Source organism: Streptomyces sp. NBC_00691 (genome assembly GCF_036226665.1).
GTDB lineage: Bacteria > Actinomycetota > Actinomycetes > Streptomycetales > Streptomycetaceae > Streptomyces.
In genome coordinates, this window is record NZ_CP109007.1 from 655,340 (window position 1) to 678,821 (window position 23,482).

24 protein-coding genes are annotated in these 23,482 nt (G+C 73.4%); 10 read left to right on the forward strand and 14 right to left on the reverse strand.

What is annotated here, in order from left to right; translation table 11 throughout:
• Position 1: 1 nt before the first annotated feature.
• From OG392_RS03025 to OG392_RS03035, 3 genes are all read right to left on the reverse strand, one after another.
• A complete protein-coding gene (locus OG392_RS03025; RefSeq protein WP_329275216.1) occupies positions 2–2,326 on the reverse strand; it encodes a molybdopterin cofactor-binding domain-containing protein in 2,325 nt (774 codons plus the stop codon).
• A 279-nt stretch (positions 2,327–2,605) separates the two neighbouring features.
• Positions 2,606–3,067: a hypothetical protein gene (locus OG392_RS03030; protein ID WP_329275218.1), complete on the reverse strand. Its 462-nt coding sequence runs from the start codon at positions 3,065–3,067 to the stop codon at positions 2,606–2,608.
• Between the two features lie 300 nt (positions 3,068–3,367).
• Complete coding sequence (locus OG392_RS03035; RefSeq protein ID WP_329275220.1) at positions 3,368–4,426, reverse strand: phosphotransferase; 1,059 nt, start codon at positions 4,424–4,426, stop codon at positions 3,368–3,370.
• A gap of 144 nt (positions 4,427–4,570) precedes the next feature.
• Between OG392_RS03035 and OG392_RS03040 the strand changes: the two genes are divergently transcribed.
• A complete protein-coding gene (locus OG392_RS03040; protein WP_329275222.1) occupies positions 4,571–5,008 on the forward strand; it encodes an OsmC family protein in 438 nt (145 codons plus the stop codon).
• A 76-nt stretch (positions 5,009–5,084) separates the two neighbouring features.
• On the opposite strand, the gene OG392_RS03045 is transcribed toward OG392_RS03040, so the two are convergent.
• Positions 5,085–5,786: an RraA family protein gene (locus OG392_RS03045; protein ID WP_329275224.1), complete on the reverse strand. Its 702-nt coding sequence runs from the start codon at positions 5,784–5,786 to the stop codon at positions 5,085–5,087.
• Between the two features lie 289 nt (positions 5,787–6,075).
• On the opposite strand from OG392_RS03045, the gene OG392_RS03050 reads away from it, so the two are divergent.
• Positions 6,076–7,575: an APC family permease gene (locus OG392_RS03050; RefSeq protein ID WP_329275226.1), complete on the forward strand. Its 1,500-nt coding sequence runs from the start codon at positions 6,076–6,078 to the stop codon at positions 7,573–7,575.
• A gap of 1 nt (position 7,576) precedes the next feature.
• A complete protein-coding gene (locus tag OG392_RS03055; RefSeq protein ID WP_329275228.1) occupies positions 7,577–7,993 on the forward strand; it encodes a universal stress protein in 417 nt (138 codons plus the stop codon).
• 130 nt (positions 7,994–8,123) lie between these two features.
• On the opposite strand, the gene OG392_RS03060 is transcribed toward OG392_RS03055, so the two are convergent.
• From OG392_RS03060 to OG392_RS03075, 4 genes are all read right to left on the reverse strand, one after another.
• A complete protein-coding gene (locus OG392_RS03060) occupies positions 8,124–9,080 on the reverse strand; it encodes an NPCBM/NEW2 domain-containing protein (RefSeq protein WP_329275230.1) in 957 nt (318 codons plus the stop codon).
• 11 nt (positions 9,081–9,091) lie between these two features.
• Positions 9,092–9,874 carry a sulfatase-like hydrolase/transferase gene (locus OG392_RS03065; protein WP_329275232.1) on the reverse strand — a complete coding sequence of 261 codons (783 nt, stop codon included), beginning with the start codon at positions 9,872–9,874 and terminating at the stop codon, positions 9,092–9,094.
• A gap of 269 nt (positions 9,875–10,143) precedes the next feature.
• Complete coding sequence (locus OG392_RS03070) at positions 10,144–11,613, reverse strand: carboxylesterase/lipase family protein (RefSeq protein ID WP_329275234.1); 1,470 nt, start codon at positions 11,611–11,613, stop codon at positions 10,144–10,146.
• Positions 11,614–11,672: 59 nt separating this feature from the next.
• The gene (locus OG392_RS03075; RefSeq protein ID WP_329275237.1) at positions 11,673–12,908 is read right to left on the reverse strand and encodes an MFS transporter; all 1,236 of its coding nucleotides are present in this window, start codon (positions 12,906–12,908) and stop codon (positions 11,673–11,675) included.
• Between the two features lie 136 nt (positions 12,909–13,044).
• Here OG392_RS03075 and OG392_RS03080 point away from each other — a divergent pair, with 136 nt between their 5' ends.
• Together OG392_RS03080 and OG392_RS03085 are read left to right on the forward strand one after the other, a co-directional pair.
• Positions 13,045–14,019, forward strand: a complete 975-nt coding sequence (locus OG392_RS03080; protein WP_329275239.1) for a LysR family transcriptional regulator — start codon at positions 13,045–13,047, stop codon at positions 14,017–14,019.
• A gap of 45 nt (positions 14,020–14,064) precedes the next feature.
• Positions 14,065–14,430, forward strand: a complete 366-nt coding sequence (locus tag OG392_RS03085; RefSeq protein ID WP_329275241.1) for a hypothetical protein — start codon at positions 14,065–14,067, stop codon at positions 14,428–14,430.
• Here the strand turns inward: OG392_RS03085 and OG392_RS03090 are convergent.
• The 3 genes from OG392_RS03090 to OG392_RS03100 form a co-directional block, all read right to left on the reverse strand.
• Positions 14,421–14,834 (reverse strand): nuclear transport factor 2 family protein, encoded by a 414-nt coding sequence (locus OG392_RS03090; RefSeq protein ID WP_329275243.1) that lies wholly within the window; start codon positions 14,832–14,834, stop codon positions 14,421–14,423. The two genes, OG392_RS03085 and OG392_RS03090, sit on opposite strands and share 10 nt — an antisense overlap.
• 5 nt (positions 14,835–14,839) lie before the next feature.
• The gene (locus OG392_RS03095) at positions 14,840–15,349 is read right to left on the reverse strand and encodes a DinB family protein (protein ID WP_329275245.1); all 510 of its coding nucleotides are present in this window, start codon (positions 15,347–15,349) and stop codon (positions 14,840–14,842) included.
• Positions 15,350–15,598: 249 nt separating this feature from the next.
• Positions 15,599–15,967 carry a cupin domain-containing protein gene (locus OG392_RS03100; protein ID WP_329275247.1) on the reverse strand — a complete coding sequence of 123 codons (369 nt, stop codon included), beginning with the start codon at positions 15,965–15,967 and terminating at the stop codon, positions 15,599–15,601.
• Between the two features lie 370 nt (positions 15,968–16,337).
• On the opposite strand from OG392_RS03100, the gene OG392_RS03105 reads away from it, so the two are divergent.
• The 3 genes from OG392_RS03105 to OG392_RS03115 all read left to right on the forward strand — a co-directional run bounded on the left by OG392_RS03105 (position 16,338) and on the right by OG392_RS03115 (position 18,855).
• Positions 16,338–16,697, forward strand: coding sequence for an SPW repeat protein (locus tag OG392_RS03105; RefSeq protein ID WP_245234433.1), 360 nt, complete (start codon positions 16,338–16,340; stop codon positions 16,695–16,697).
• A gap of 190 nt (positions 16,698–16,887) precedes the next feature.
• A complete protein-coding gene (locus tag OG392_RS03110; RefSeq protein ID WP_329275253.1) occupies positions 16,888–17,241 on the forward strand; it encodes a DUF805 domain-containing protein in 354 nt (117 codons plus the stop codon).
• Positions 17,242–17,565: 324 nt separating this feature from the next.
• Complete coding sequence (locus OG392_RS03115; protein WP_329275255.1) at positions 17,566–18,855, forward strand: ATP-binding protein; 1,290 nt, start codon at positions 17,566–17,568, stop codon at positions 18,853–18,855.
• Here OG392_RS03115 and OG392_RS03120 read toward each other — a convergent pair.
• Positions 18,833–19,771 (reverse strand): carbohydrate kinase family protein, encoded by a 939-nt coding sequence (locus OG392_RS03120; protein WP_329275257.1) that lies wholly within the window; start codon positions 19,769–19,771, stop codon positions 18,833–18,835. The two genes, OG392_RS03115 and OG392_RS03120, sit on opposite strands and share 23 nt — an antisense overlap.
• A gap of 346 nt (positions 19,772–20,117) precedes the next feature.
• On the opposite strand from OG392_RS03120, the gene OG392_RS03125 reads away from it, so the two are divergent.
• Complete coding sequence (locus tag OG392_RS03125; RefSeq protein ID WP_329275259.1) at positions 20,118–20,669, forward strand: YdeI/OmpD-associated family protein; 552 nt, start codon at positions 20,118–20,120, stop codon at positions 20,667–20,669.
• Positions 20,670–20,702: 33 nt separating this feature from the next.
• On the opposite strand, the gene OG392_RS03130 is transcribed toward OG392_RS03125, so the two are convergent.
• Positions 20,703–21,212 carry a GNAT family N-acetyltransferase gene (locus OG392_RS03130; RefSeq protein ID WP_329275262.1) on the reverse strand — a complete coding sequence of 170 codons (510 nt, stop codon included), beginning with the start codon at positions 21,210–21,212 and terminating at the stop codon, positions 20,703–20,705.
• Positions 21,213–21,344: 132 nt separating this feature from the next.
• On the opposite strand from OG392_RS03130, the gene OG392_RS03135 reads away from it, so the two are divergent.
• On the forward strand, positions 21,345–22,013 hold the full coding sequence (locus OG392_RS03135) for an NADPH-dependent F420 reductase (protein WP_329275264.1): 669 nt from the start codon (positions 21,345–21,347) through the stop codon (positions 22,011–22,013).
• A gap of 34 nt (positions 22,014–22,047) precedes the next feature.
• Here OG392_RS03135 and OG392_RS03140 read toward each other — a convergent pair whose 3' ends face one another.
• Positions 22,048–23,154: a hypothetical protein gene (locus OG392_RS03140; RefSeq protein WP_329275266.1), complete on the reverse strand. Its 1,107-nt coding sequence runs from the start codon at positions 23,152–23,154 to the stop codon at positions 22,048–22,050.
• Between the last annotated feature and the right edge of the window lie 328 nt (positions 23,155–23,482).

Consider the following 23,482-nt stretch of genomic DNA (forward strand, 5'->3'; position numbering starts at 1 on the left):
CTCAGAGGGCGCGGTCGCGGCCGTCGGTCGGCGAGGCGGGGACGGGCGGGACGGTCGGCAGAGGGGTGAAGGCGAGCGGGTCCGCGTGGTTGACGGGGAAGACCGTCGGCATGGTGCCGGTGGCCCGACCGTAGGCGCAGGCGACGGCGGCCATGGCGCCGGCGACCGCGAGTTCGCCCGCGCCGCCCGGCTTGTCGCCGGTCGAGGGCATCACGATGATCTCCAGCTCGGGCGGGGTGTTCCACTGCCGGGTGTAGAAGTACTGGTCCCAGCTGCCTTCGAGGAAGTGCCCGTCGCGCAGATGGAGGCTGGACGTCAGGGTGATGGCGATGCCGTCCGAGATGCCGCCCATCATCTGGGCCTCCAGACCACGCGGGTTGACCGCGAGGCCGACGTCGACGGCGCAGACCACCTTGGTCACCCGGGGTCCGGTGACAGCGCCGGGGATCTTCCGCCCGGTGGTCGCGGGGCGGCAGTCGATCTCGACGAGCATGGCGACGGCGGAGTGGTACTCGGTGTGGACGGCGATGCCCTGGGCCGTGCCGGCGGGCATGGTGCGGCCCCACTCCCCCACCTCGGCGACCTTGTCGAGGACGGCGCGGGCCCGCGGGTCCTTCATGAGCCGGCGGCGGAACGCGTACCCGTCCTGGCCCATGCGCTTCGCGAGTTCGTCCATGACGAGCTCCTGCGCGCAGCGCACATTGGGCGAGTAGATGCCGCGCATGGAGCCGGTGTTGTAACCCTTGTCGGTCTCGGAGAGCAGCTGGGTGGTGACGCCGAGGTGGTAGGGGCTGGTCTGGGTGAGCTGGAACATCGTCTCGGAGAAGGCGAGGTCGCCGACGGGCAGCCGGGCCGCCTCGGCGGTGAGGAGTTCGCCGATGCCGTGCCCGAAGTCGGTGGCGACGGAGGTGTGCCGCTGCTCGTAGGTGAGGACCTCGCCGAGCGTGTGCGTGGCGCGGACCCGGGAGGTGGACATCGGGTGCGTACGGCCCTGGCGGAAGTCGTCGGCACGGTGCCACATCAGCTTCACGGGCCTGCCCATGGCCCGGGAGATCTCGGCGGCCTCGTGGGCGGCGTCGTGGAAGAGCTTGCGGCCGAAGGAGCCACCGCCTTCGGTGACATGGACGCGGACGGCGGCGACCGGCAGTCCGAGCTCGAGCGCGATCTGTTCCCGGGCGACGATCGGGGCCTTGAGCGAGGCCCAGATCTCCGCCGAGTCCGCCCGCACGTCGGCGATCGCGCAGTTGGTCTCCAGGGCCGCGTTGCTGGAGAAGTGGAAGGTGAAGCGTGCGTCGACGGCCTTGGTGAGCAGCGGCAGCGGCGGTACGACCAGGGGGAGTTCGGCCCGGCGGAGCTTGGCGAGGACGGTCGCGTCGGAGGCGCCCTCGGCGGTTCCGGGTCCCCAGTCGACCCGGAGGGCGCGCACGGCGTCGACGCACTGCCCGAAGGTGCGGCCGCGGACGGCGACGCCGGTGGAGACGGTGACGACGTCGGTGATGCCGGGCATGGCCCGGACCTCGGCGAGGTTGGCGACGGAGCGGACCGTGCCGTTGATGGTGGGCGGGCGGCAGACCATGGTGGGCAGGGCGTCCGGGACCTGGAGGTCCATCGCGAACCTCTTGCGGCCGGTGACCGCTTCGAGGGCGTCGACGCGGCGCTGCCCGGTGCCGATGAGCCGGAAGCGGTCGGGGTCCTTGAGGGTGACCTCGACGGCGGTGTCGGTGAGCGCGGCGGCCTTCACGGCCAGTTCGCCGTAGCCGAGGAGCGTGCCCGCCGGGGAGAGGACGGCGCCGGACCTGGTGGTGAGGGTGCCGACGGCCTCGCCGAGGACGAGCGAGGCGGCGCGCAGGAGCCGGCCGCGGGCGACGGCGGCGGCGACGCGCAGGGGGTGGTACATCGAGTAGGTGGTGTTGGAGCCGCCGGTCAGCTGGTTGAAGAGCAGCTCGGGCCGTGCGTCGGCGAGCGTGACCTCGACCTTGTCCAGGGGCAGGTCGAGTTCCTCGGCGACGATCATGGCGCTGGACGTGGTGATGCCCTGGCCGACCTCCGCGCGGGGCAGCGCGAAGTGGGCGGTGCCGTCCTCGTCGAGACGGATGGTGATGAGGTGGCTGGTGGGCAGCGCCGCGAGGGTGAGCAGCTCGTTGAGGTCGAGGAGTTCGGCGGGTCCGGGGAGCGAGGGGATGAGCGCCGGGGCCGCGGCGGCGGCCTGCCGGGGCGCGAGCGACTCGACGCCGAGTTGGGCGGCGACGGTGAGGGTGGGCGCGGCCAGGACGTACCCGAGGAACCGGCGCCGGCTGGTGCCGCGTGTGGCCTCAGCCGTGTCCATGCCCGCGGGAGGCGTGGTTCCGTCCCCGCCGCCGCTCAAGGGGTGGTCGTCCCGCACGGGGTGCCGCCTGGCCATTCGGTGTGCCCTTCGTCATGACCCCGGCGCTGCCGCCCGGCGCCGTCCCGGATGTGTCGATCATCGCGCATGCGGGGTGACCCGGGGGAGGTTCGGGCGAGCGGATGACAGGTCCGTCTCCGGGCCCCGACCCCAGGGCCTGCATGACCGAAGCCGCGCACGTCGCCGCCACCCGCCGCTCGTACGACACCTGTGTACCGCTGGTCACCGGAGCGCGTCGCCGAGCGTCTGGCGGCGGCCGGTCTCGTCGAGTCGGCCCGGCTGGTGCGTGAGCCGGACCCCCGGGAGAAGACGCCGCAGGCCTTCCTCCTGGCGCGCAGACCGCTCGGCTGATCCTGCAGCCCGTCGCGGGAGCGGAGCCGTACGGGAGGGGCGGCCCGTCGGTGCGGTGCCGGCGCCGCGGGACGGGCGGACGGGTCCCCGCGTCACCCGGGAGCGGAGTCGTGCGCCCGAGCGGCGCAGGGCACCCGAGCGGAGCTGGGCGGACGAGATCCGGGCGCGCTGACCGCCGCCCGCGATCAGGGCGTTGACGGATGCCATGGGGTCGCCGCCCAGCGACCGGGCGAGCAACGCACCGACGACCACCGGGCCGAGGGCGACGGCGAGGGCCGTGCCCGTGGCGGTGACGTGCTGGAGGGGGCGGGGGCGCCGGCCGTCGAAGGTCATGGTCACAGTTCAGCAGGGCGCGGGCGGCGGCGTATCGGTCCGGGTACTCAGAACGGCGCAGGCGGCTACTCAGGTGTGGTCGCGCACGGACTCCCGAGGGGTGCCGCACGAACGTTTCCTGGACGATCCTCGGGATCGGCGAACGCGACGAGGCGTTCCCGGGCGGACCGGACGGACCGGATGGACCGGACGGACCGGATGGACCGGACGGACCAGGGGGCTCTCCGAGCGACGGGGCGTCCCCGCGTACCCGCACCAGACGCCGCGGGGCCGCCCTCCGGGCGACGACGACGACAGGCCCTAGTACCAGGGACGCGCGTCGGGCGTGGGCAGCGGGCGGAGCTTCGGCCAGCGTACGAGCAGACGGTCGGCCATCGCGGAGCCGAGGCGGCCGAAGGCATGCAGACGGTCGTGCTCACGGGTCATGTCGGCGACCACGCCCAGGCGGTGGACGAGCCGCTCACGGGCCGAGACGTAGCCCCACTCGAAGTCCTCGACGGGCACCCGGGCGAGTTGGTCGGCCGTTCCGCGTTCGGCCCGCTCGACGAGCGCGTCGCCCTGGATCAGCCAGGCCGCGCACGCGTCGGCGAGGTCACCCGGCACGTCCTTCCCCGTGAGACCGCGCCAGGTGGTCCGGTAGACGTCCTCGACCTCCGCGAGCGGGGCCGCGGTGACCGACAGGGCGCACCAGCAGGTGGGAAAGCCGATGCGGAAGTAGGCCAGTTCGACCAGGCCGTTGCCGAGCGAGGCCCGCTCGAAGTCGACGAAGCGCACGCCGTCGGCGGTGCGCAGATCATTTCCGGGGCAGGGATCGCCGTGCAGCAGCGCATGGTGCGAGGTGGGCGCCAACCGCTCCAGAAGGCCCGCGAGTTCGTCGGGAACCGTGGGCGGTACGGGTACGTCGAGCGCCCTTGCCAGGGCGAGGAAGGACTCCGCGTCGGTGGCCGTGGGCCCCGACCAGACCGGTAGCGCGCCCGCGTCGGCGGGTCCGGTCAGGGCGTGCAGCCGGGCGAGCGACTCGGCGTACCCCGGCATCCAGTCGTCCGTCCTGCCGAGGTCGTCCACGTGCTCGAGGACCATCACCCGAGAGGACGGGTCCATGGCGAGCACCTCGGGGGCCACGGCGGGCCCGGTCGCCCTCCCCGCCAGGCGCAGCCCGGCGATCTCCCGGGCGAAGCGCGCGTCCGCGTCGGCGCCCGTGTCCCCGGCGTCGGTGATCTGCTTGACGACGACGGGCCGCCGGTCCGTCAGCTCCACCCGCCACACCCGTGACCGGGGACTGCTGTCCAGGAGTGTGGCCTGGGTGGGGGCTCCCACCGTGGAGAGCAGCAGCTCGTGGAACGGAACGGTGTTCGACATGCGGACGATCGTAGCCGTGGCTCGTACACACGAACGGGCACCCCGGCGCGGCGCGTCCGCTCGGCCCGGCGGGGGCGGTGGGATTGCCCGATCGTCGCGCCGTACCGTACGAGCACGCACCCCAGAACGAAGGAGACCGCCGCCATGGCCGACTACCGGATCGAGACCGTCCGCACCGGGTACCGGAACTGGACCGCCCGGAACGACCGGGGCGCGGAGGTCCGGATGGCTGCCGCCGACGACGCCGACGCGCAGCCCTCGTTCACCCCGGTGGAGTTGCTGCTCGCGGCGATGGGCGGCTGCGGCGGGCTCGTCGTGGACCGGACGGCGCGGGCCGTGGACCACGACGACCTCACGATCGTGGTGGAGTCGGTCTCCGGGCCCGAGGACGACGGCCGGGTGGGCCGTATCCGGGTCAGTTACGAGTTCGAGCTGCCGGACAACAACCCCAAGGCGGCCGAGGTGTTCGCCCGCGGGGTGCGTCTGACGCACGAGAAGTTCTGCACGGTGAGTCGCACCGTGGAGCACGGCGCGCGCGTGGAGGCGATCCTGCCGGACGGCACGGTCGGCTTCGAGGGCTGATCCCCCGGCGCGCGCCCCGGCTCACGCCCCGCCTGGCACACTCCGGCGCACGCGGGTCGCTCCAGCGCGCCCCGGCTCACTCCTCGATCGCGCCGCCGACCCGGCGCAGATGCTGCCGGAAGGTGTACGCGGGGTCCTCGGCGCGGGCCGCCAGATACGCGTCGAACCGGGTCTGGGCGCGGAGCGTGTCCCCCGCCCTGATGCGCCGGGCCTGTTCCCGCTCCGTGTGGAACAGGGTGCGGGCCACCTCGAGGACGGCGTCCACCCGGGCGGCCGTCACGAAGAGCACACCGTCGTCGTCGGCGAGGACGACATCGGCCGCGGTCACCGCGTGCTCGCCGAACCGGGCCGTGGTCAGCGCGTCGGGGTCGCGGGGGTCGACGCGTACGGGGCCGGGCGCGTGCCGTCCGTACGAGAAGACGGGCAGCCCGATCTCGACGAGGTCGGGCGTGTCCCGGTGCAGGCCCCAGACCACGACCCCGGCGACACCCGCCGCTTCCGCCTCCAGGACGGCGAGGTCGCCGATGCAGGCCTCGTCGCGGCGGCCGGCGTTGTCGATGACGAGGACGTCGCCGGGCGCGGCCCGGGTGAACGCCTCCAGGAAGACGTCGACGCTGCCGTAGTGGCGTACGGGCAGTGCCTGCCCGGCGACCCGCTGCCCCGCCACGACGGGCAGGACACCGGCGGGCGCGGCGCGCAGGGGTTCCCCGAGGCGCACACAGGCGTCGGCGACGAGAGGGGTGGAGAGGTCCGCGAAGTCGGCCAGGTCCTTCGGCATCAGGCGTTCCGTTCGGTGACGAGTGACGGTGACGAGCGACGGTGACGGTGACGAGCGACGAGTGAGGTACGGCGGGCTGCGCGATGCTATCGGGTGACCGTGCGGGACCGGCCGACGGACGTCCCGCACCCGTTCGGCGCACCGCCCCCGCCGGACGTCCCGCGCCCCGCGGACGCCGTGCGGCGACCGCCCGGCCGCCTTTCCCACCCCGGCCCCCAGCCCCCTCCTGACGTGCAGCCCCGACCCGCCCTCCCTACGATGAAGGCATCCCTCTCCAGAGCGAGGCACCATGGCCGCAGAGGACGCCGCCTCGCCCGAAGGTCGCCCCGCGGGCCTGAAGGCGAATGCGATCGGGTTCGTCGACGCCCTCGTCATCGGGCTCAATTCCACCTCCCCCGCGTACTCCCTGGCCGCCGTCATCGGCCCGATCGTCGCGCTCGCCGGGATCTACGCGCCCGGCGTGATGTTCGCGTCGTTCGTCCCGATGCTGCTGATCGCGTCGGCGTTCTACTACCTGAACAAGGTCGACCAGGACTGCGGCACGACGTTCTCCTGGGTCACGCGCGCGATGGGTCCCTGGGCCGGATGGCTCGGCGGGTGGGCCATCGCGATGACCGGCGTCCTGGTCGTGGGCTCGCTGGCGGACGTGGCCGTGAGTTTCGCGCTGCTCTCCTTCGGACTCGACAGCTGGGTCGACAACGCCTTCGTACGGCAGTCCCTCACCGTGCTCCTGATCCTGGTGATGACGGCCGTCTGCGTCATCGGCACCGAGCTCTCGGCCCACGTGCAGAACGTCCTCATCCTGGCCCAGGTCGCCTTCCTGCTGATCTTCGTGGGTGTGGCGCTCTACAAGGTGTACGACGGCTCGAGCGCGTACGACTCCGTCGAACCCTCCCTCAGCTGGCTGAACCCCTTCGGCGCCGGAGGCGCGGCGCTGACCGGCGGGCTGCTGCTCGGCGTGTTCATCTACTGGGGCTGGGAGTCGGCCGTCAACCTCACCGAGGAGGTCAAGGACTCCGCGACCGCGCCGGGCAAGGCCGGCCTCTGGTCGACCGTCATCCTGCTGGTCACGTACGTGTCCGTGGGCTTCGCGGTCGTCGCCTACGCCGGTCCGGCTTTCCTCGCGGAGAACGCGGGCGAGGAGGAGTTCATCTTCGCCCAGCTCGCCACCGACGTGCTGGGCGGCTGGGACTGGATCCTGCTCCTGGCCGTCTCCACGTCCGCCATCGCCTCCACCCAGACGACGATCATCCCGGCCTCACGGACCGCGCTCTCGATGGCCCGGCGGCGTGCGCTGCCCGCGCACTACGGGCACATCAGCCCCCGCTTCCGTACCCCCGACGTGAGCACGTGGTGGGTCGCCGGCATCGCCATCGCCTGGTACCTGGTGGTGAACCAGATCAGCGCCAACGCCCTCTTCGACTCGCTGACCGCGCTGTCGCTCCTGATCGCCTTCTACTACGCGCTCACCGGAATCGCCTGCGCCGTCTACTACCGCCGTCACCTCTTCGAGAGCGTCCACAACTTCCTGCTGATCGGGCTCGGCCCGCTCGTCGGTGCCGGGCTCCTCACCTGGCTCCTGGTGAGGTCGGTCTCCGACATGTCCGATCCCGCGAACTCGTACAGCGGCACCTCGTGGTTCGGCCTCGGGCCGCCGCTCGTCATCGGTATCGGCATCGCCCTCAACGGGGTGATCGTCATGATCGTCTGGCGGCTGCGGTCGCCCGCCTTCTGGGAGGAGCGGCCGGGCGTGGCCGACCCCGACCTGGTGCACGGCAAGGAGCGCTGAGATGTCGGTCGTGCTCGGTTACGACGAATCCCCCGGCGCGGCCCGCGCGCTGCGCATCGCGGTCGAGGTGGCCGCAGCGTTCGACGAGCGGCTGGTGCTGGTCTACGGCGCGGCGGCGCCCGGCCCGCTGGGCGAGGAGTACCGGTCCCATTACGAGGCCATCCGCCAGACCGGCCGCGCCGGCCTCGAACACGCGGTCACGGAGGCCGACCGGGCGGGTGTGCCGACCGTCGTCGAGGTGCTCGACAACAACCCCGCGCAGGCCCTCATCGACGCGGCGACCCGTCACGCGGCCCGTGTCATCGTGGTGGGCAGCTGGGGCGACAGCCCGATGCGCGGCGCGCTGCTGGGCTCCACCCCCCACAAGCTGCTCCACATGTCGACCGTGCCGGTGCTGTGCGTGCCGCCGGAGGAGTGAAGGGGCAACGACCGCCCCTGGGCGCGTCGGGCCGGCACTCGGCGGCCGGGGGCCGGCATCCGGCGGCCCCGGACCGGAACCCGCCGACGTGGCCCCGGACGACGGGCCCCCTCTCGCTGATCCCGGCCGGTCACGTTCCCCGGACGACCGTGACCCGTGCGAGGGCCCAGGACGTGTGGTCGAAGGAGGTCCTGCCGTTCGCGTCCGCCACCTCCAGCCGCAGGACCCGGACGCCCCGCACGTCGACGTCCACCGGGACGGGGCCGCCCGCCGCGGTCAGGACGGGGCTGGTGAACAGGGCGCGGTCGTCGCCGTACACCGTGGCACGGGTGGCGCCGGCGGCGCTCTGGCGGGCCGAGAAGTCGTCGATGCCGACCAGGGCGGTGAACCGGTCCCCGGCACCGCCCAGGTGGAAGGCGACCTCGCTGTGGGCGTGGACGCCGAGCCCCTTGGCGTAGGTGGTGCCGCCGAAGGCGATCGGGGTGCCGTCGCCCCCGGCGCTCTTGCCGTTGGACCTGTCCCGTTCCACGGGGCCCCAGCCGTTGACGGCATGGATCCAGGTGAGGTCGGAGAGGTAGCTGTCCCGGGTGGGCGCCGGGGGCGGAGTGGTGACGACGCCCGCGTCCTCGTAGCGCACGGGGCCTCCCGGGGCGAGGGCGGTGCCCTCGGCGGTGAGGGTCCACGGCGTGACGGCCGGGACTCCGGCCCGCGGGGTGACCTGCCAGCCGACGGTGAGCCGGGCGCCGGGAGCGAGCTGCCCGGCGGTGGTGGGCGTGACGGCCTCCACGGTCCAGCCCGCGGGCGCGCGCAGGCCGAGGCCCGCGGAGCTCCAGGGCCTGGACGAGCCGTTGGCGAGCTCGGCGGTGACGGTGAAGGCCTGACCCGGGACGGCGAGGGACGGCACGGTGAGGGTCGTGCCGAACCCGGCGCGAGGGTAGGGGTCCTGCCACGAGGAACGCATCAGGGCGACCAGCTCCGCGACCCGTGCGGGATGACGGGACGCCACATCGGAGCTCTCGCCGATGTCGGTGGCCAGGTCGTACAACTCGACCTGCCACTGGTTGTCCGGCAAGGCGTGGTCACGCACGGGGGCGAACCTCACGGCCTTCCACCGGTCCTTGCGGAGCCCCTCGGCGAGCCAGGTGGCCCGTTGCCTGTCCTGGGCGTCGGCGCGAGAGGTGCGGTCGGGGTCAGCAGCAGGAGGAACGGTTCGGCCGCGTGGCGGTCCAGGAAGTCGAGCGCGCGCTGCCGCAGCAGGTCCGGGGCGTAGGCGCCCTTGGCACCGCCCGCGTTGGCGGCGATCGGCTCCTTGACGCCGTTGTGCCAGAGGTACGCGGGGTAGTACTGGTGGGCGTGACCGTGGTCGATGTAGCCGTGGAACTCCTCGAAACCGCGGGCCTGCGGGTGGCTGTCCTGGTCGGCGCTCTCCGGTCCGAACCCCCACTTGCCGATCACTCCGGTGCGATAGCCGCGGGCCCGGAGCACCTCGGCGATGGTGGTGTCGCCGGCGGTGAGGGAGCCCTGCGCCCCGGACGGGTTGGCGCGCACGGTCACGTGCCCGGTGTGCAGGCCGGTGAGGAACGAGCAGCGGGAGGGGGCGCAGACGGCCGCCGTCGAGTACGCGTCCGTGAACCGCAGCCCGTCGCCGGCGAGTGCGTCGATGCGCGGGGTGGTGATGAGCTTCTGGCCGTACGCGCCGAGTTCGCCGTGACCGAGGTCGTCGGCGAGCACGACGACCAGGTTCGGCGGCCGGCGCGTGGCCTCCGGCGCGGCCGCCTCGGCGGCCGCCGCCGCGGGATCTCCGGCGGCCGGGGTCACGGGCAGGGCGCCGAGGCCGAGGGTGGCGGCGGACCCGGCGAGGAAGCGGCGGCGGCTGGACATCGGGGCTCCTTGGGCGGGACGGCGAGCGCTGCGGGCGACGGGCGGGACGACGACGTGCCAGGGGCGGACGAGGGCCTGTCGTCACGCCCCCGGCATCCCGTCGATCATCGGTTCGCCCGCCTCCGCGGACCATGCACAGCGCATGAAGAACGTGTGACAGGGCCCCGGGCACGGCTCGCCGCCCTTCGGAGCTGCCGCTGTCCCTCCTGCCGACGCCGTCCCGCCACAGTCCCTCGGTCTCCGTCCCTCCCCGCCCCCGGTCCCGGTCCTCAGTCGAGCCAGAGCGCGCGGACCGGGCTCAGCGGGTCCTCGGCGACGCGGGGTTCCGTGTCCCAGATCTTCGTGGCGCGCCCCTCGGCGGTGTAGCGGGGCCAGTCGGCGCCCGGGTCCTGGTCGGTCACGAAGGCAACCCAGGCCCGGTGCACGGCGTCGCCGAGCGCGCGCGGCGGCGCGTCCCCGGCGACGGCCGGGACTCCCTCGGCGTCGAGGAGGTCGAAGGCGAAGGGAAGGTCGACGCAGTGGAAGGCGAGGTCCGCGGCGGGTGAGCGCCAGGCGAACTCGTAGAGCCAGGTGGGCTGTCGACGGTCGGCTCGGGCGTCGGCGACGGCCAGGTTCGGGGCGCGGAAGGTCGCGTCGGTCAGCGCCTGGCCGAACAGCCGCTCCGGGCCGACCTCGGCGTACGCCTCCGTGAGGGCGTCGGTCCGCGCGGGGTCGAGGCCGAGGGCGCCGAGGAGGACGGGCAGCGGCGGGCCTTCCGGTCCGGGGGCGGGGAACATCGTGAACTCGTGCTCGGTGAAGCCGAGCATCAGGGGCACGTCCGCGCCCGCCCCGCCCGTCGTGAGGGCCTCGTGGACGGGCAGCGGGATGAGTTCGCCGTCGGCGAAGGGGGCGAAGGACAGCATCGGCGGCAGACCCTCGCGGTCGGGGCCCGGCTCGTTCACGCGGTCCTGGAGGGCGAGGATCTCGTCGTCGCCCAGGTCGCGGAGGGCGGCGGCGGTGGCCGGTACGCCGGTGCGGGCGGTGAGGAGCCGGGAGGCGGCGCGGGCCACGTCCGGGCCGTCGGGGCTCGGGACGGCGCCCGAGACGGAGAGCGCGCCGCGGAACAGGCCCCGGGCGGCGGGGACGGCGAGGAGGGTCTGGACGGCTCCCCCGCCCGCCGACTGTCCGGCGACGGTGACCTTGGCGGGGTCGCCTCCGAAGGCCGCGATGTTGTCCCGCACCCATTCCAGGGCGGCGATCCAGTCGCGTACGCCGCGGTTGTCGGGGGCGTCCTCCAGGTACAGGAAGCCCTCGATGCCGAGGCGGTAGCCGAGCGAGACGAGGACGACGCCGTCCCGGTTGAAGGCGGCGCCGTCGTACCAGGGGCTGGCCGCCGACCCGGCGACGTAGCCGCCGCCGTGGATCCAGACGAGGACGGGGAGCGCGGCGGCGGGGTCGGCGCCGGGGGTGAAGACGTTGAGGTTGAGGATTCCGGCGCCCGGGACGGAGGGCTCGGGAATGGTGGTGATCTCGGAGAAGGGGCGGCGCTGGGCCGTCGGACCGTACGCGGTGGCGTCCAGCGGTTCCGTCCAGGGCTCCGGCGGTACGGGCGCGGCGAACCGCAGGTCGCCGACGGGCGGCTGCGCGTACGGGATGCCGAGGAACCGGAGGCCGCCGTCGGCACGGCGCTCGCCGCGGACAGGACCGCGTGCGGTCGTCACGGTGGTGCCGGTGGTGCTGGTGGTGCCCGTGGTGCTCATGGGTGCTCGCTCCTTCTGCGCGGGGGCATACGAAGCCCGCGACAGGAGCCTGCCACCCGTCAGTTACACGTGTCAACGTGTCCCTTCGTGCGTACCTCCTCCCTGGGCAGCAGCAGGGGTGTCGCCAGCAGCAGGACGCCCGCCAGGCCGATCGCCGCCCGGGGGCCGACAGCGGCCGCGAGAAGCCCCCAGAGCGCGGTCAGGGCCGCGACGGAGGCCTTCGCGGTGACGGACCAGGCGGTGAGCGTACGGGCGACCCGGTCGGTCGGCGTCAGGTCGAGGCGGTGGGTGGCGAGCACCGGGGTGAACACGCCGGCACAGGTGATCAGCGCCAGCTCGACGACCATCACCAGCACCAGCCCGGTGACACCCGGGTGGACGAGGACGAGGCCGACGGGCCAGCACGCGCGGAGCACGCCCGAGGTCCACAGGACCCGGTGCCGGCCGTATCGCGCGACGAGCGGGCGAGAGAGCCGTGAGCCGACGAGCCCGCCGATACAGGGCACGGCGAAGGCGAGCCCGTACTGCCAGGGGGCGAAGCCGAGCGGCCCCAGCATCAGGACGGCCAGCAGCGGCGCGGTCGCCATGATGAGGCCGTTGACCAGGACGGAGTTGACGAACAACGGGCGCAGGACGGGCTGGCCGAGGATGTGCCGCCACCCTTGGAGAAGCTCGCCGGCCCGCATCCCCGACCCGTCCCGGCGCGTGGGGCGGGGTTCGCGCCCCTTGACGGCCCGGATGCCCGCTGCCGAGAGGAGATAGCTCAGGGCGTCGACCAGCACGGTCGCCACCGGGCCGAGGAGGGCGAACAGGGCTCCGCCGAGCGGCGGTCCGAGGACGGTCGCGGTCCAGGTGGTGGATTCGAGCCGGGCCTGCGCGAGAAGCCGGCCCTCCGCCGGTACGAGCGCCTTCAGGCAGGCACCGGACGCCGCGCCGAACGTGATGTCGGCCGCCGCGACGACCACGGAGACCACGAGGAGCTGGACGAAGCCGAGCCGGTCCAGCGCGTACGCGGCGGCGACGCTCAGCATCGCCGCGCACCGCACGAGGTCCATGGCGACCATCACGGGCCGCTTGCGGCGGAACTCCACCCAGGGTCCCAGCGGCAGCGCGACCGCCGCGCCGACGGCCGCTCCCACGGCGGCCAGCGCGGCCACCTCGGCGGAGCCCTTGTGGAGCACGGTGATCGCGAGCAGCGGGAAGGCGTTGAAGGCGACCCAGGTGCCCAGGGTGCCGACCGCGTAGGCCGTCCACAGCCACCCGAAGTCCCGTCCGATGGGCACTCCGCCCGCCATCCCCGTACCCCTCTCGCCGACCGGCCGCACAACCGCGCGCCACCGGCCGACATCAAAGCGACCCGAGGACCCGCAGATCAAACAACCGGGGCGCCTATGCGACACAACCTGTGGTTGTCGGTCTAGGCTGCGCGGTGTGGACCTCGACGCCGTACGCACCTTCCTCGCCGTGGTGGACTCGGGCCGGTTCCGGGAGGCCGCCGCCGAGCTGGCGATCACCCAGCAGGCCGTCTCCAAGCGGGTCGCCGCGCTAGAGAGGGAGCTCGGCGTGCGACTGCTCGCCCGTACCGCGCGCGGGGCGGAGGTGACGATCGACGGGCAGGCCTTCCTGCCGCACGCGCGCGCCCTGCTGCACGCCGAGGCGCGGGCGATGGCCTCCGTGCGGCCCGAGCGGCGGGCGCTCCGCGTGGACGTGATCGGCCGTCGGCTCGCGACCGCGGGGCTCCTGCGGGGGTTCCACCGGGCGCATCCGGAGATCGAGCTGGACGTCGTGACGCTCTTCGACGCCGACACGGCCGTCGCCGCCCTCCGGGCCGGGACGATCGACGCGTCCTTCCGGGCCGTGACCATGCCGGGCCGGAGCCTTCCCGAGGACATCGAGGCGCTGCCGGTCCTGGACGAGCCGCTGCAGCTCCTCACGGGGCCCGGGCACGTGCTCGCGGGCGCGCGTTCCGTCCCGCTCGCCCGGCTCGCCGGCCACCGGATCTGGATTCCCGGCATCGTCGGCGGGACCGAGTGGGCGGCCTACTACGCGGACCTGGCCGACCGGTTCGGGCTCACCATCGAGGTGACGGGCCCGGACTTCGGCCCCGAGGCGCTGTTCGACACCATCGCGGACTCCCCCGAGCTGGCGACCCTCGTCGGCGAGGGCACCCGCCTGGTCTGGCCGCAGGGGCACGACCTGAGGCGCGTCGCCGTGCAGGGGCCGACTCCGGTCTACCCGCACTCACTTCTGTGGGCCGCGGACAACCCGCACCCCTCCCTGCTCAGCTTGCGCGAGCACCTCGCCCTGTCCCCCGAGGCCCCGGGGTCCTCCGCGTCGGCGGCGCGGGAGACCGACATCTGGACGCCCGCCTGGGCACGGCCTCGGGATCACGGTCTCGCGCCTTAGACTCGGAGCGCCCGGGGGACGGGCCGGTCCAGGGGAAGGCGGCCCATGATGTGGATCCATGATGCCGTGGGGGGCGCACTCGTCCTTCTGCTCGGTGCCGGGCTCATCTCCGCCGGGGTGCTGTGGAAGGGGCGCGCGGTCCGGCCGTTCGCCGCGTCCCGCGCGCGTTCCGTGGCCCAGCGGGAGTACGCCCGCGATCTGCAGCGCGCGGCCGACCAGGTGATCGCGCGGGCCCGCCGGTCCGCCGGCGAGGGCGAGCCGGCGATCGTCACCGTCGAGGCGGTGGTGCGCATGACGCAGGAGCGTTACGGATACGCCGGGGTGGAGCGGAGGCACGCGGCGGCCGCGCTGCGCCGCCGGTTCGAGCACTGGCGCTGCGCGGTCGACTGCGTCACCGACGCCTACGGCTGAACGTCCGTCTCGGGTACGGGCGTTCCCTGGTGGTAGTACATCCGCAGGCCCGTCCCGGCCGGCGCGGCGGGGTCCCGGCGCCAGAGCGAGCTGCGCCTGGCCCTCCGGCCGTCGAGGAGCGTCTCGTACGTGAGGTGGACGACACCGGGGGCGAGCAGCGTCCCGGAGAGGGCGGTGGGCTCGTGGCGCGGTCCGTTCTCCGTGGCGCCGGACATCTCGGGGAGCGCGGCGAGCATCTCCTCGTACGTCCAGCGCCGGCCGGAGGCGCCGACCTCGACGAACGCGGGGTCGAGAAGTTCGGCGGCGCGCGCCCGGGAGACGCGTACGGCCGGGTCAAGGAGCGCCAGTTCACCGGCGACGGCCTCGGCGATGTCGAGGTCGTGGGGGGTACCGGGGGCGGTCATCGGCGTCACTCCCCCGTCGCGCCGTCGAGGCGTTCACGAAGCAGGTCGGCGTGGCCGTTGTGCCGTGCGTACTCCTCGATCATGTGGGCGAGGAGGTAGCGCACGGAGTACGTCTCCCCCTCGTGGGTTCCGGTGGCGTCGAGGGAGTCGGCCTCGGCCACGATCGCGCGGGAGCGGGCGCACTGCTCCCGCCAGATGGTGAACGCCTCGTCGACGTCCGCCCCGTCCACCTCGAAGTCGGCCCAGTCGGTGGAGCCGGGCGGCGTCCAGGGGCTCAGGCTGCGCTCGCCGTTGAGGACGTTGCGGAACCAGCCCCGCTCGACCTCGGCGGCATGACGGACGAGGCCGAGGAGGGAGAGCGCCGAGGGGTCGACCGCGCGCGTGCGCAGCTGCTCCGGCGTGAGGCCCGCGCATTTCAGGGCCAGGGTGTCGCGCTGGAAGTCGAGCATGGCGGTGAGGACGGCGCGTTCGTCGCCGGTGTACGGCACGGACGTGCGCTGATCTTGGATCGTCATACGGGCATTGTGCCGCCGCCCTCCGGGGGCGGACCGGGAATTTCCCGCGCCGCCCCCGGCAGGGCGGACCGTCCGCTCGAAGGCGGCGGCGGCCCGTGGGAGGGGGTGAGGTTCGGCCACCGTCGGGCCGGTGGCGCCGGGGCGCCTCCCGGTCGGCCGGGGGGGGGCTCAGCGGGGTCCGGGGCGTCGGGGCGCCTCCCGGTCGGCCGGGGGCTCAGCGGGGTCCGGGCGCATCGGCGTGCCTCCCGGTCAGCCGGAGGGCTTCGCGTAGTCGCCGAAGCCCGTCCAGTCCAGCGCGACGCAGGCCTCGTCGCCGAGGACCCACGCGTCGTGGCCGGGCTTGACCTCCATGTAGTCCCCGGCGCCGTACTCGGTCGACTCCCCGTCGTCCATGACGACCTTCATCCGGCCGCTGACGATGTATCCCACGTGTGACGCCTGGCAGCTGTCGGTGCCGGCGATCGGCCCCACGTGCTTGGTCCACTGCCAGCCCGGCTCGAACACGGCGCGGCCGACCGCGCCGTGCTGACCGCTGACCAGGTCGAGCCTGCCCTTGCCGTCCTCGAAGGGGCGGGTCTCGTCCGCCGCGTCGAAGTTCCTCTTGACGATGCCGGTCATCGTTCACTCCCGGCGATGGAGGGCGGAATCCCCGAGTCCACTTCAAGGCTACGCGGCGGCATTCCGGCGGGCACCCCACGGGCCTGTCGCGAGGGGGTCGCATGTGCATTGAATTTTTGTTGAACGGAGATCAGCCTTTGGCGGGTCCACGCATATCCGCAGCTCAAATTCTGTGCACATCCCTTACCGGACAGACCTACACATAAAGGCCAGATAAGCGCACAATGAAGCAGCGGCAACATGTGCCGCAAGTGCGGTCAGACGTGCATGACGCCAGAAGGAGGCGAGTCGTATGGCCGACGTCTCTCACCGTCCTGGTGATATCGCAGGGCACCCCGATGCGCCGGAAATGCGGGACCGATATGCCCGCATGCTCCAGACCCGAGGTGTCGCGGCGGTCGAGGAACTCGTGATCCTCGCCGGTATCTACGCCGCGATCTCCGCGTGGACGGTCCACTTCTCCGCCACCCAGCCCGCGCTCGCCATCAGCAACCTGGTCGTCGGCATCGCCCTCGCGGTCCTCGGCCTGTGCATGTCGATGGTTCCCGAGCGCTCCCAGGACCTCAACTTCGTGGTCCTGCTCATGGGCGCGTGGCTGATCATCGCCCCGTGGGTGGTCGGGTCGAGCCCCGACACCGGCACCATCCTCAGCAACGTCATCACCGGCGCGTGCGTCTGCCTGTTCTCCCTCACGGCCGGCGGACTGCTCATGACCAAGCGAAGGACGTGACGTTCTGATCCTCTCCCGGAACGGCGGCCCCTCCACCCCCGGAGGCGCCGCCGCTCACTGTTTTCCGCCCGGGAACGGCCAAGGCCTGGTAACGAATTGACCCATGTGGTTTCAGCCACCTAAGTTCTGCGTAAAGCTTGCTCCACAGGGACAGGCTCCCGCTCGCATACCCAGTCCTTGGGGGGACAAAGTGAACTGGTACCTCGACGTCATCAAGAAGTACGCCGTCTTCAACGGCCGGGCGCGTCGCCAGGAATTCTGGATGTTCGAGCTGTTCAACTTCATCATCGCCGTCGTGCTGATGATCATTGGACTTCTGCTCGACTTCTCGCTCCTGAGCACGCTGTACTCGCTCGCCGTCCTCCTGCCGTCCCTCGGCGTGACCGTCCGCCGCCTGCACGACACCGGCCGGTCCGGCTGGTGGATCCTCATCGCCCTCGTGCCGATCGTCGGCTTCATCGTCCTCATCGTCTTCGCGGCCACCGAGGGCGAGCAGCACGAGAACGCCCACGGCCCGAACCCGAAGCTGGCCCCGGCCTACTGACGGACCCCGCCCTCGGCGGGTACCCACCCGCCTGAGGCACCGGCCCGCCAAGGCCTCGCACGTGCACCGCGGAAGACCCCCGGAGAGTTATCCGGGGGTCTTCCGCGTACCGGGCGGCGTCCCCGCGGATTCCCCGCACGTCCTCCGCGTACCGGAAGGCATTCCCCGCGCGCCGCCCGGGGCCTTGTCGTCGGCCGGTGCGGTGCCGCATAGAGCCGCCGCGGCGCGTTCGCCCGCGACGGCTTGTGCAGGATGGCGCACGACCGGGACCGGAGACCCCGCCTAGCCTCGCCGCAACGGCACCAACGAGGGGCGGTACCACCGGTGAACTGGCACATCCACGACTACCGCGAGAGCGATCTCGCCGCCGTCGTCCATCTGATCGACACGACCGCGGAGCTCGGCCAGGAGTCCGTCTTCTCGCTGGCCGAGTGCATCAGCGCCCTGACCTCCCGCCAGCCCGCCGTGGTCGCCGTCCACCAGGGCGTGCCGATCGGCGCCGCCCTCGCCTCCGTCTCCGGCGAGCGGGCATGGGTCATGCGGATCGCGATCTCCTCGGCCTGGCGCGGCCGCGGTCTCGCCAGCGCGCTCCTCGTGGAGCTGGAACGCCGGCTGGTGGCCGCCCGGGTGGGGCGGATCGCGTACGTCCTGCCGGAGGAGGAGCTCCTCGGCGAGGGGCTCCTCAACGCCGGGTACACACGGCAGCCGGCCGTCGCGTACTTCGAGAAGGTGGAGCCCCTGCACGGCCCGGCCGCCGGGCTCCTCGACGATCTGGGCGGCCTGCTGCTGCCGGGCGACCTGTGGGCCAGGGTCGCCGGCATGGAGCGGGAGAAGGACCTGATCGAGCGCCGTGTGGTGCTGCCGCTCGCCGAGCCGGAGCGGGCCGGCCGGCACGGGGTACGGCCGCCGCGCGCGGTCTGTCTGTTCGGTCCGCCGGGCACGGGAAAGACGACGTTCGCGCGCGGGGTCGCCTCCCGGCTCGGCTGGCCGTTCGTGGAGATCCTGCCGTCCCGGCTCGCCGACGAGGGGAACCTCGCCGCCGCCCTGCGGTCCGCGTTCGCTCGGATCGCGGAGCTGGAGCGGGTGCTCGTCTTCATCGACGAGGTCGAGGAGATCGCGCCCGTGCGCTCTGAGCCCGCGCAGCCCGGTGGCATGCACGGGGTGACGAACGAACTCCTCAAGCTGATACCGGGGTTCAGGGAGCGGGACGAGCGGCTGCTCGTCTGCGCCACCAACTCGATCCGTTCACTGGACCCGGCGTTCCTGCGGCCCGGCCGCTTCGACTACCTCATCCCGATCGGTACGCCGGACAAGGCCGCGCGGGCGGCGATCTGGGCCCGGTACACCGACGGCAGGACGGACGTCGACATCGACGAACTGGTGCTGGCGAGCGACCTGTTCACCCCCGCCGACATCGAGCACGCGGCCCGGATCGCCGCCCAGGCCTCCTTCGAGCGGGACCTGCTCGCCGTCGGCGGGCGGGGCGTCGACGCCCCGGCGCCCGGCGCGAGCACCGCGGACTATCTGTCGGCCATCGGCGAGTGCCGGCCGACGGTCACCCCGGAGATGGTCGAGCAGTTCGCCTCGGACATCACCACGCACGCACGGACCTGAGGGCGAACGTCTCGCGGGCGGCGTCCAGCTCGGCCCGGTCGGGCGGCTGGGCGCCGGCCCGGGAGACGGTGACGGCCGCCGCGGCGCTCGCCGTCCCCAGGAGTCCCGCGAGGTACTCGGCGCCGAGTGCGCCCAGGGCGTCCCGCTCCCGCCCGGCGAGTGTGTCGAGGACGGCGGACATGAAGGAGTCGCCCGCGCCGACCGTGTCGACGACGGTGACCGGCGGCGCCTCGACGGCGACCGTACGGTGGCGGGTGACGGCGAACGAGCCGGCCGCGCCCAGGGTGACGAGGACGAGGGCCGGACCGAGGGCGAGCCAGCGGGCGGCGACGGAACGCGGATCCTCGCCCGGGTACAGCCAGGACAGGTCCTCGTCGCTCGCCTTGACCACGTCGCCGAGCGCGACGCAGCGCTCGACGCGGGTCACCGCCGCCCCGTGCTCCCCCATCAGTGCGGGCCGCACGTTGGGGTCGTAGCTGACGGTGGCACGCTCCCGCAGGCGCTCGGTCTCGGCGAGGACCGCGGCCGCGCCGGGCGCGGTGACGGCGGCGATGGAGCCGATGTGCACATGGCGGGGCGCGGGTCCGGCCGGTGCCCCGCTCTTCAGGGTCCAGGCGATGTCGAAGGTGTACGAGGCCCGGCCGTCCGCGTCGAGGCCGACCACCGCCGACGGGGTGCGCTCGGGCACGTCACCGGCCTCGAGCCGTACACCCGCGTTCTTGAGATGAGCCTCGATGAGCCGGCCCGTGGGGTCGTCGGCGAGCTGGGTGAGCAGGGTGACGTCCCTGCCGAGCCGCCCCAGGCCGTAGGCGACGTTCGCGGGGCTGCCACCGGGGTGGACCCGGTCGGCCGCACCGGAGCCGGCGGGGGCGCGGACGATGTCGGCGACGCACTCGCCGATCACCAGGAAGGACATGGGTCAGAGCTCCTCGGCGTAGCTGTCCTGGTGGCCGGCCCGGCCCCGCGGACGTTCAGCCCGACGCGGCCCGCGACACGGCTCCCCCGGTGGACGATCCGCAGATCGTACGTGGCTCCGCGCCCCACCGGGGCGGGGGGCGGCGCGGAACTCCCCCGACGGCGGGTCGGGGGCGTCGGCCGCTTCCCCCCCGATGTCAGAATCGTGGTCACGAGCGCTCCGGACGAGCCCCCGGAGCGCTGATCGGCGCGGCACGACGACGACCGGCGACGGCCGACGAAGTCCGCGAGGACCAGGCGACGACAGGGGGACCGATCCGGTGGAGCAGTACGAGGGACTCGAGCTGATGACCGTCACACGGACCGAGGAGCTGGAGGCATGGCTGGAGAGCCACCATGCCGACCGCGCCGGGGTCTGGCTGAGGATCGCCAAGAAGGGCAAGGGAGGCGCGTCGCTGACGAATCCGGAGATCCTCGACTGCATGCTCTGCTTCGGCTGGATCGACGGACAGCGCAAGGGCGGCGACGGGGCCTACTACCACCAGAAATACACGCCGCGGCGGTCCCGGAGTCTCTGGTCGCAGGTGAACGTCCGCAAGGTCGCGGCGCTCACCTCGGCGGGCCGCATGCGTGAGCCGGGCCTCGCCGAGGTGCGGGCCGCGCAGGCGGACGGCCGGTGGGAGTCCGCGTACCCGTCGCAGGCGGAGGCGACCGTCCCTGACGACCTCGCGGCGGCGCTGGCGGCCGACGAGGGGGCCCGAACCTTCTTCGAGGGCCTGGGGAAGACCGACCAGTATCTGGTGATCATGCGGCTGTGGCAGGCCCGCACGGAGAAGGGCCGGGCGCAGCGTCTCGAGCGCATGGTGGCGAAGCTGGCGGCGGGCGAGAAGGTCCGCTGACACGCGCCGGGTGAGCCGCGGGGTGCGGAGCGGTCAGCGACTGCGGCGGTAGAGGACCTGGTGGGCGTCGTACTCGACGAACGAGGAGGCGTGGGTCATGCCGACGGCCTCCAGGAGTCGCCGGGAGCGCTGGTTCGCCTCCTGGGTCAGCGCGACCACGGTGGGGGTGTCGAGGAGGGTGGCCTCGACGACGGCGGCGACGGCCTCGCGCGCGTAGCCGTGCCCCCAGTGCTCGGGCAGGAACTGGTACGAGACCTCCGTCTCCCCCTCCCGTGCCGCGGGTTCCACCGTGACGAGGCCGAGCAGGGCCTCGTCGGACGTCCGCACCACCGCGTACACGCCGGGCGCCCCGACCACCCGGCGCTGCCGGATCCGTACGACCTGCTCGGTGACCGGCCCGCCCAGATGACGCCTGACCTCGGGGTCCGTCCACAGCCGGGTGACCGCCGGCACGTCGGAGGCGCGTACGGGGCGGAGCAGGAGCCGCTCGGTGGCGAGGGGGGCGGTTCCCGGTGTCGGGGCTGAGATCGACGAGGTGGCCATGCCTCCGATCATCTCAGCCCCGGCACGCGGTCGTGGGAACCCGTCGTCGCTTCGGCCTAGGACGAGGGGTGGACGAGGGTACGGTCCCTGGGCCGAGGTGCGGACGGGGGCGGCGGCGCCAGGATGACGCTCATGCGAATCGGAATTCTCGGTACGGGAAACGTAGGACAGGCACTCGCCTCGGCATGGGTGCGGGCCGGCCACGACGTGGTCCTCGGATCACGCCGGCCGGACGACCCGGAACTGCTCTCGCAGCTGAAGGAGCTCACCGCGTCGGGCTTACGGGTCGACGGGGCGGCGGGAGCGGCGGCCCACGCCGAGGTGCTGGTGAACGCCACCCCGGGCACCGCGTCCGTGGCCCTGCTGCGCACGATCGGCGCGGAGGCCCTCGCCGACAGGATCATCCTCGACGTCGGGGTCGGCTTCCTGGAGGACGGCTCGCTCTCGCATCCGGGCGTCAGCCTCGGTGAGGAGATCCAGCAGGCCTTCCCGGACACACGAGTGGTGAAGACGCTCTGCACCGTCGACCGGAAGGTGATGATCGCGCCGGACTCCCTGGAGGGCCCGGCCACGGTGTTCCTCTCCGGCGAGGACCCGGAGGCCAAGATGGTGGTACGCGGTCTGGTCGGCGACCTCGGCTGGGCCGACGACGCGCTGCTCGACCTGGGCGGGATCGCGACGGCGCGGGGCCAGGAACACTTCGCGCCGCTGTTCATCGGCATCGCGGTGGCGACCGGCACCTACGAGTTCGGCATCCGGGTCGTCCTGCCCACGGCGGGTGGGAGCGGCTCCGACCACTAGGGCCCGTCGTACGACAGCCGGCTGTCGTACGGATTCAGTCGGACATGCGTCTCGTCAGTGCGGCCAGGGCACCGGGCCGACGGCCCGGGACGCGCTGCCGCAGGGCGACGAGCAGCGGGCCGAGGGCGCGGGCCCGCGCCCGGTCGCCGATCCGTTCCCACTGGTGGTGGGCCCGGTCCACGGCCCCCTCGACGTCGGGGTCGTCCGTGCGCTGCCCCAGCCCGAGCCGGGCCTCTGCGGCGGAGAGCCACAGCTCGCAGCTGCGGGCGGGTTCCCCGGCGAGGCGGGCGAGGTCGGCCCGTACCTCCGTCCAATGGACGGCTTGCGAGGACCGGGGCCCGTGGCGGCGCAGTGCCTCGCGTTCCCAGGCCGCCGCGACCGCCGCCGCCTCGCCGTGGCGTCCGGCCGTCGCGGCGGCCAGGATCGCGGGGTGGGGGTCCTGCTCCACGACCGGTACGGGAGCGGGGGCGGGCGCCAGGAGGACCGACTCCGGCGCGGCCGCGACCGCCTGGGCGGCGGACTCCGCGTGGAGCGTGGCGTACGGGAGGCGGGCGCCGGAGCGCCAGAGCTCCGCCCAGGACCGCAGATACACGGGGGCGAGGGGTTCGCCTCTGCGCGGGGCGGGGGTCACCCTCCCGTAGAGGGTCGGACCGGGTCCCAGGTGGAGGAGGCCGGGTGTGGTGGTGAGGCGCTCCCATACGGCGGGGTCCGCCGCGAGGTCCGCGACGACGGTCGTGGTGCCGGGGGCACGCACCGCGAGTTCGACGGCGAGCCAGTGCCAGGGCAGCGCGGTGTAGCGGAGGGTCGCCGGGGTGGTCCGGGCGAGGGCGAGGTGCGGCAGCTGCTGCCGGCGGTCGAGGTGCAGCTGGCCCGCGAGGCAGAGCACGAGTGGCCCCGGGCTCGCCGCGGCGGCGCGCAGCCGGGTCAGGACGGTCTGCGGATCGAGGGGATCGGCGAGTTCGACGAGCGTGGCGGTGCCGGTTCCGGTGAGGACGCCGGGCGGGACGGCGGCGAGGGCCGGCAGGACGGACGCGGCGTCGATGGCGCGCCCGCGCCCCGCGGGCGCCGCGGCGAGCAGGAAGGCGGTGCCGGTGGCGGCGGTTCCCGGAGCACGAGCACCGGCAGGGTCCTGAGGCGTCACGCCCGTCGGTGTCCCCACTGGCGCCGCCCCGCCCGGCCCCGCCGCCCTGCCCGTACGCATCCCGCCCGTCACACCCGTAACTGCCGTACCAGAGGCTTCTGTCGTGCTCTTCTCCGTCCCCGTACCCGCCCCGCCCGTGACCGCCGTGCGCGTGTCCACCGGGCCGAATCCCTCGTCGTTCACCACCCCCGCACCGTAACCCGTCGTGCACTGGCCGATAATCGCTGGGCCTTTGACATATGCCGGAAGCACCACCGGATCGAGTGTTGCCGAATCCCTTACGGGCCGTCCCGGGCTGTGCAACAGTCGTATGCGGGCCTCACTTTCA

Bases quoted from the DNA above. Each gene is read 5' to 3' on its own strand.
- OG392_RS03125 (WP_329275259.1), top strand. From the start codon at position 20,118: ATGACCGTCACACGGACCGAGGAGCTGGAGGCATGGCTGGAGAGCCAC.
- OG392_RS03135 (WP_329275264.1), top strand. From the start codon at position 21,345: ATGCGAATCGGAATTCTCGGTACGGGAAACGTAGGACAGGCACTCGCC.
- OG392_RS03040 (WP_329275222.1), top strand. From the start codon at position 4,571: ATGGCCGACTACCGGATCGAGACCGTCCGCACCGGGTACCGGAACTGG.
- OG392_RS03105 (WP_245234433.1), top strand. From the start codon at position 16,338: ATGCTCCAGACCCGAGGTGTCGCGGCGGTCGAGGAACTCGTGATCCTC.
- OG392_RS03050 (WP_329275226.1), top strand. From the start codon at position 6,076: ATGGCCGCAGAGGACGCCGCCTCGCCCGAAGGTCGCCCCGCGGGCCTG.
- OG392_RS03030 (WP_329275218.1), bottom strand. From the start codon at position 3,067: ATGACCTTCGACGGCCGGCGCCCCCGCCCCCTCCAGCACGTCACCGCC.
- OG392_RS03090 (WP_329275243.1), bottom strand. From the start codon at position 14,834: ATGACCGCCCCCGGTACCCCCCACGACCTCGACATCGCCGAGGCCGTC.
- OG392_RS03095 (WP_329275245.1), bottom strand. From the start codon at position 15,349: ATGACGATCCAAGATCAGCGCACGTCCGTGCCGTACACCGGCGACGAA.
- OG392_RS03075 (WP_329275237.1), bottom strand. From the start codon at position 12,908: ATGGCGGGCGGAGTGCCCATCGGACGGGACTTCGGGTGGCTGTGGACG.
- OG392_RS03070 (WP_329275234.1), bottom strand. From the start codon at position 11,613: ATGAGCACCACGGGCACCACCAGCACCACCGGCACCACCGTGACGACC.
- OG392_RS03045 (WP_329275224.1), bottom strand. From the start codon at position 5,786: ATGCCGAAGGACCTGGCCGACTTCGCGGACCTCTCCACCCCTCTCGTC.
- OG392_RS03035 (WP_329275220.1), bottom strand. From the start codon at position 4,426: ATGTCGAACACCGTTCCGTTCCACGAGCTGCTGCTCTCCACGGTGGGA.
- OG392_RS03055 (WP_329275228.1), top strand. From the start codon at position 7,577: ATGTCGGTCGTGCTCGGTTACGACGAATCCCCCGGCGCGGCCCGCGCG.
- OG392_RS03085 (WP_329275241.1), top strand. From the start codon at position 14,065: ATGATGTGGATCCATGATGCCGTGGGGGGCGCACTCGTCCTTCTGCTC.
- OG392_RS03025 (WP_329275216.1), bottom strand. From the start codon at position 2,326: ATGGACACGGCTGAGGCCACACGCGGCACCAGCCGGCGCCGGTTCCTC.
- OG392_RS03130 (WP_329275262.1), bottom strand. From the start codon at position 21,212: ATGGCCACCTCGTCGATCTCAGCCCCGACACCGGGAACCGCCCCCCTC.
- OG392_RS03065 (WP_329275232.1), bottom strand. From the start codon at position 9,874: ATGTCCAGCCGCCGCCGCTTCCTCGCCGGGTCCGCCGCCACCCTCGGC.
- OG392_RS03120 (WP_329275257.1), bottom strand. From the start codon at position 19,771: ATGTCCTTCCTGGTGATCGGCGAGTGCGTCGCCGACATCGTCCGCGCC.
- OG392_RS03100 (WP_329275247.1), bottom strand. From the start codon at position 15,967: ATGACCGGCATCGTCAAGAGGAACTTCGACGCGGCGGACGAGACCCGC.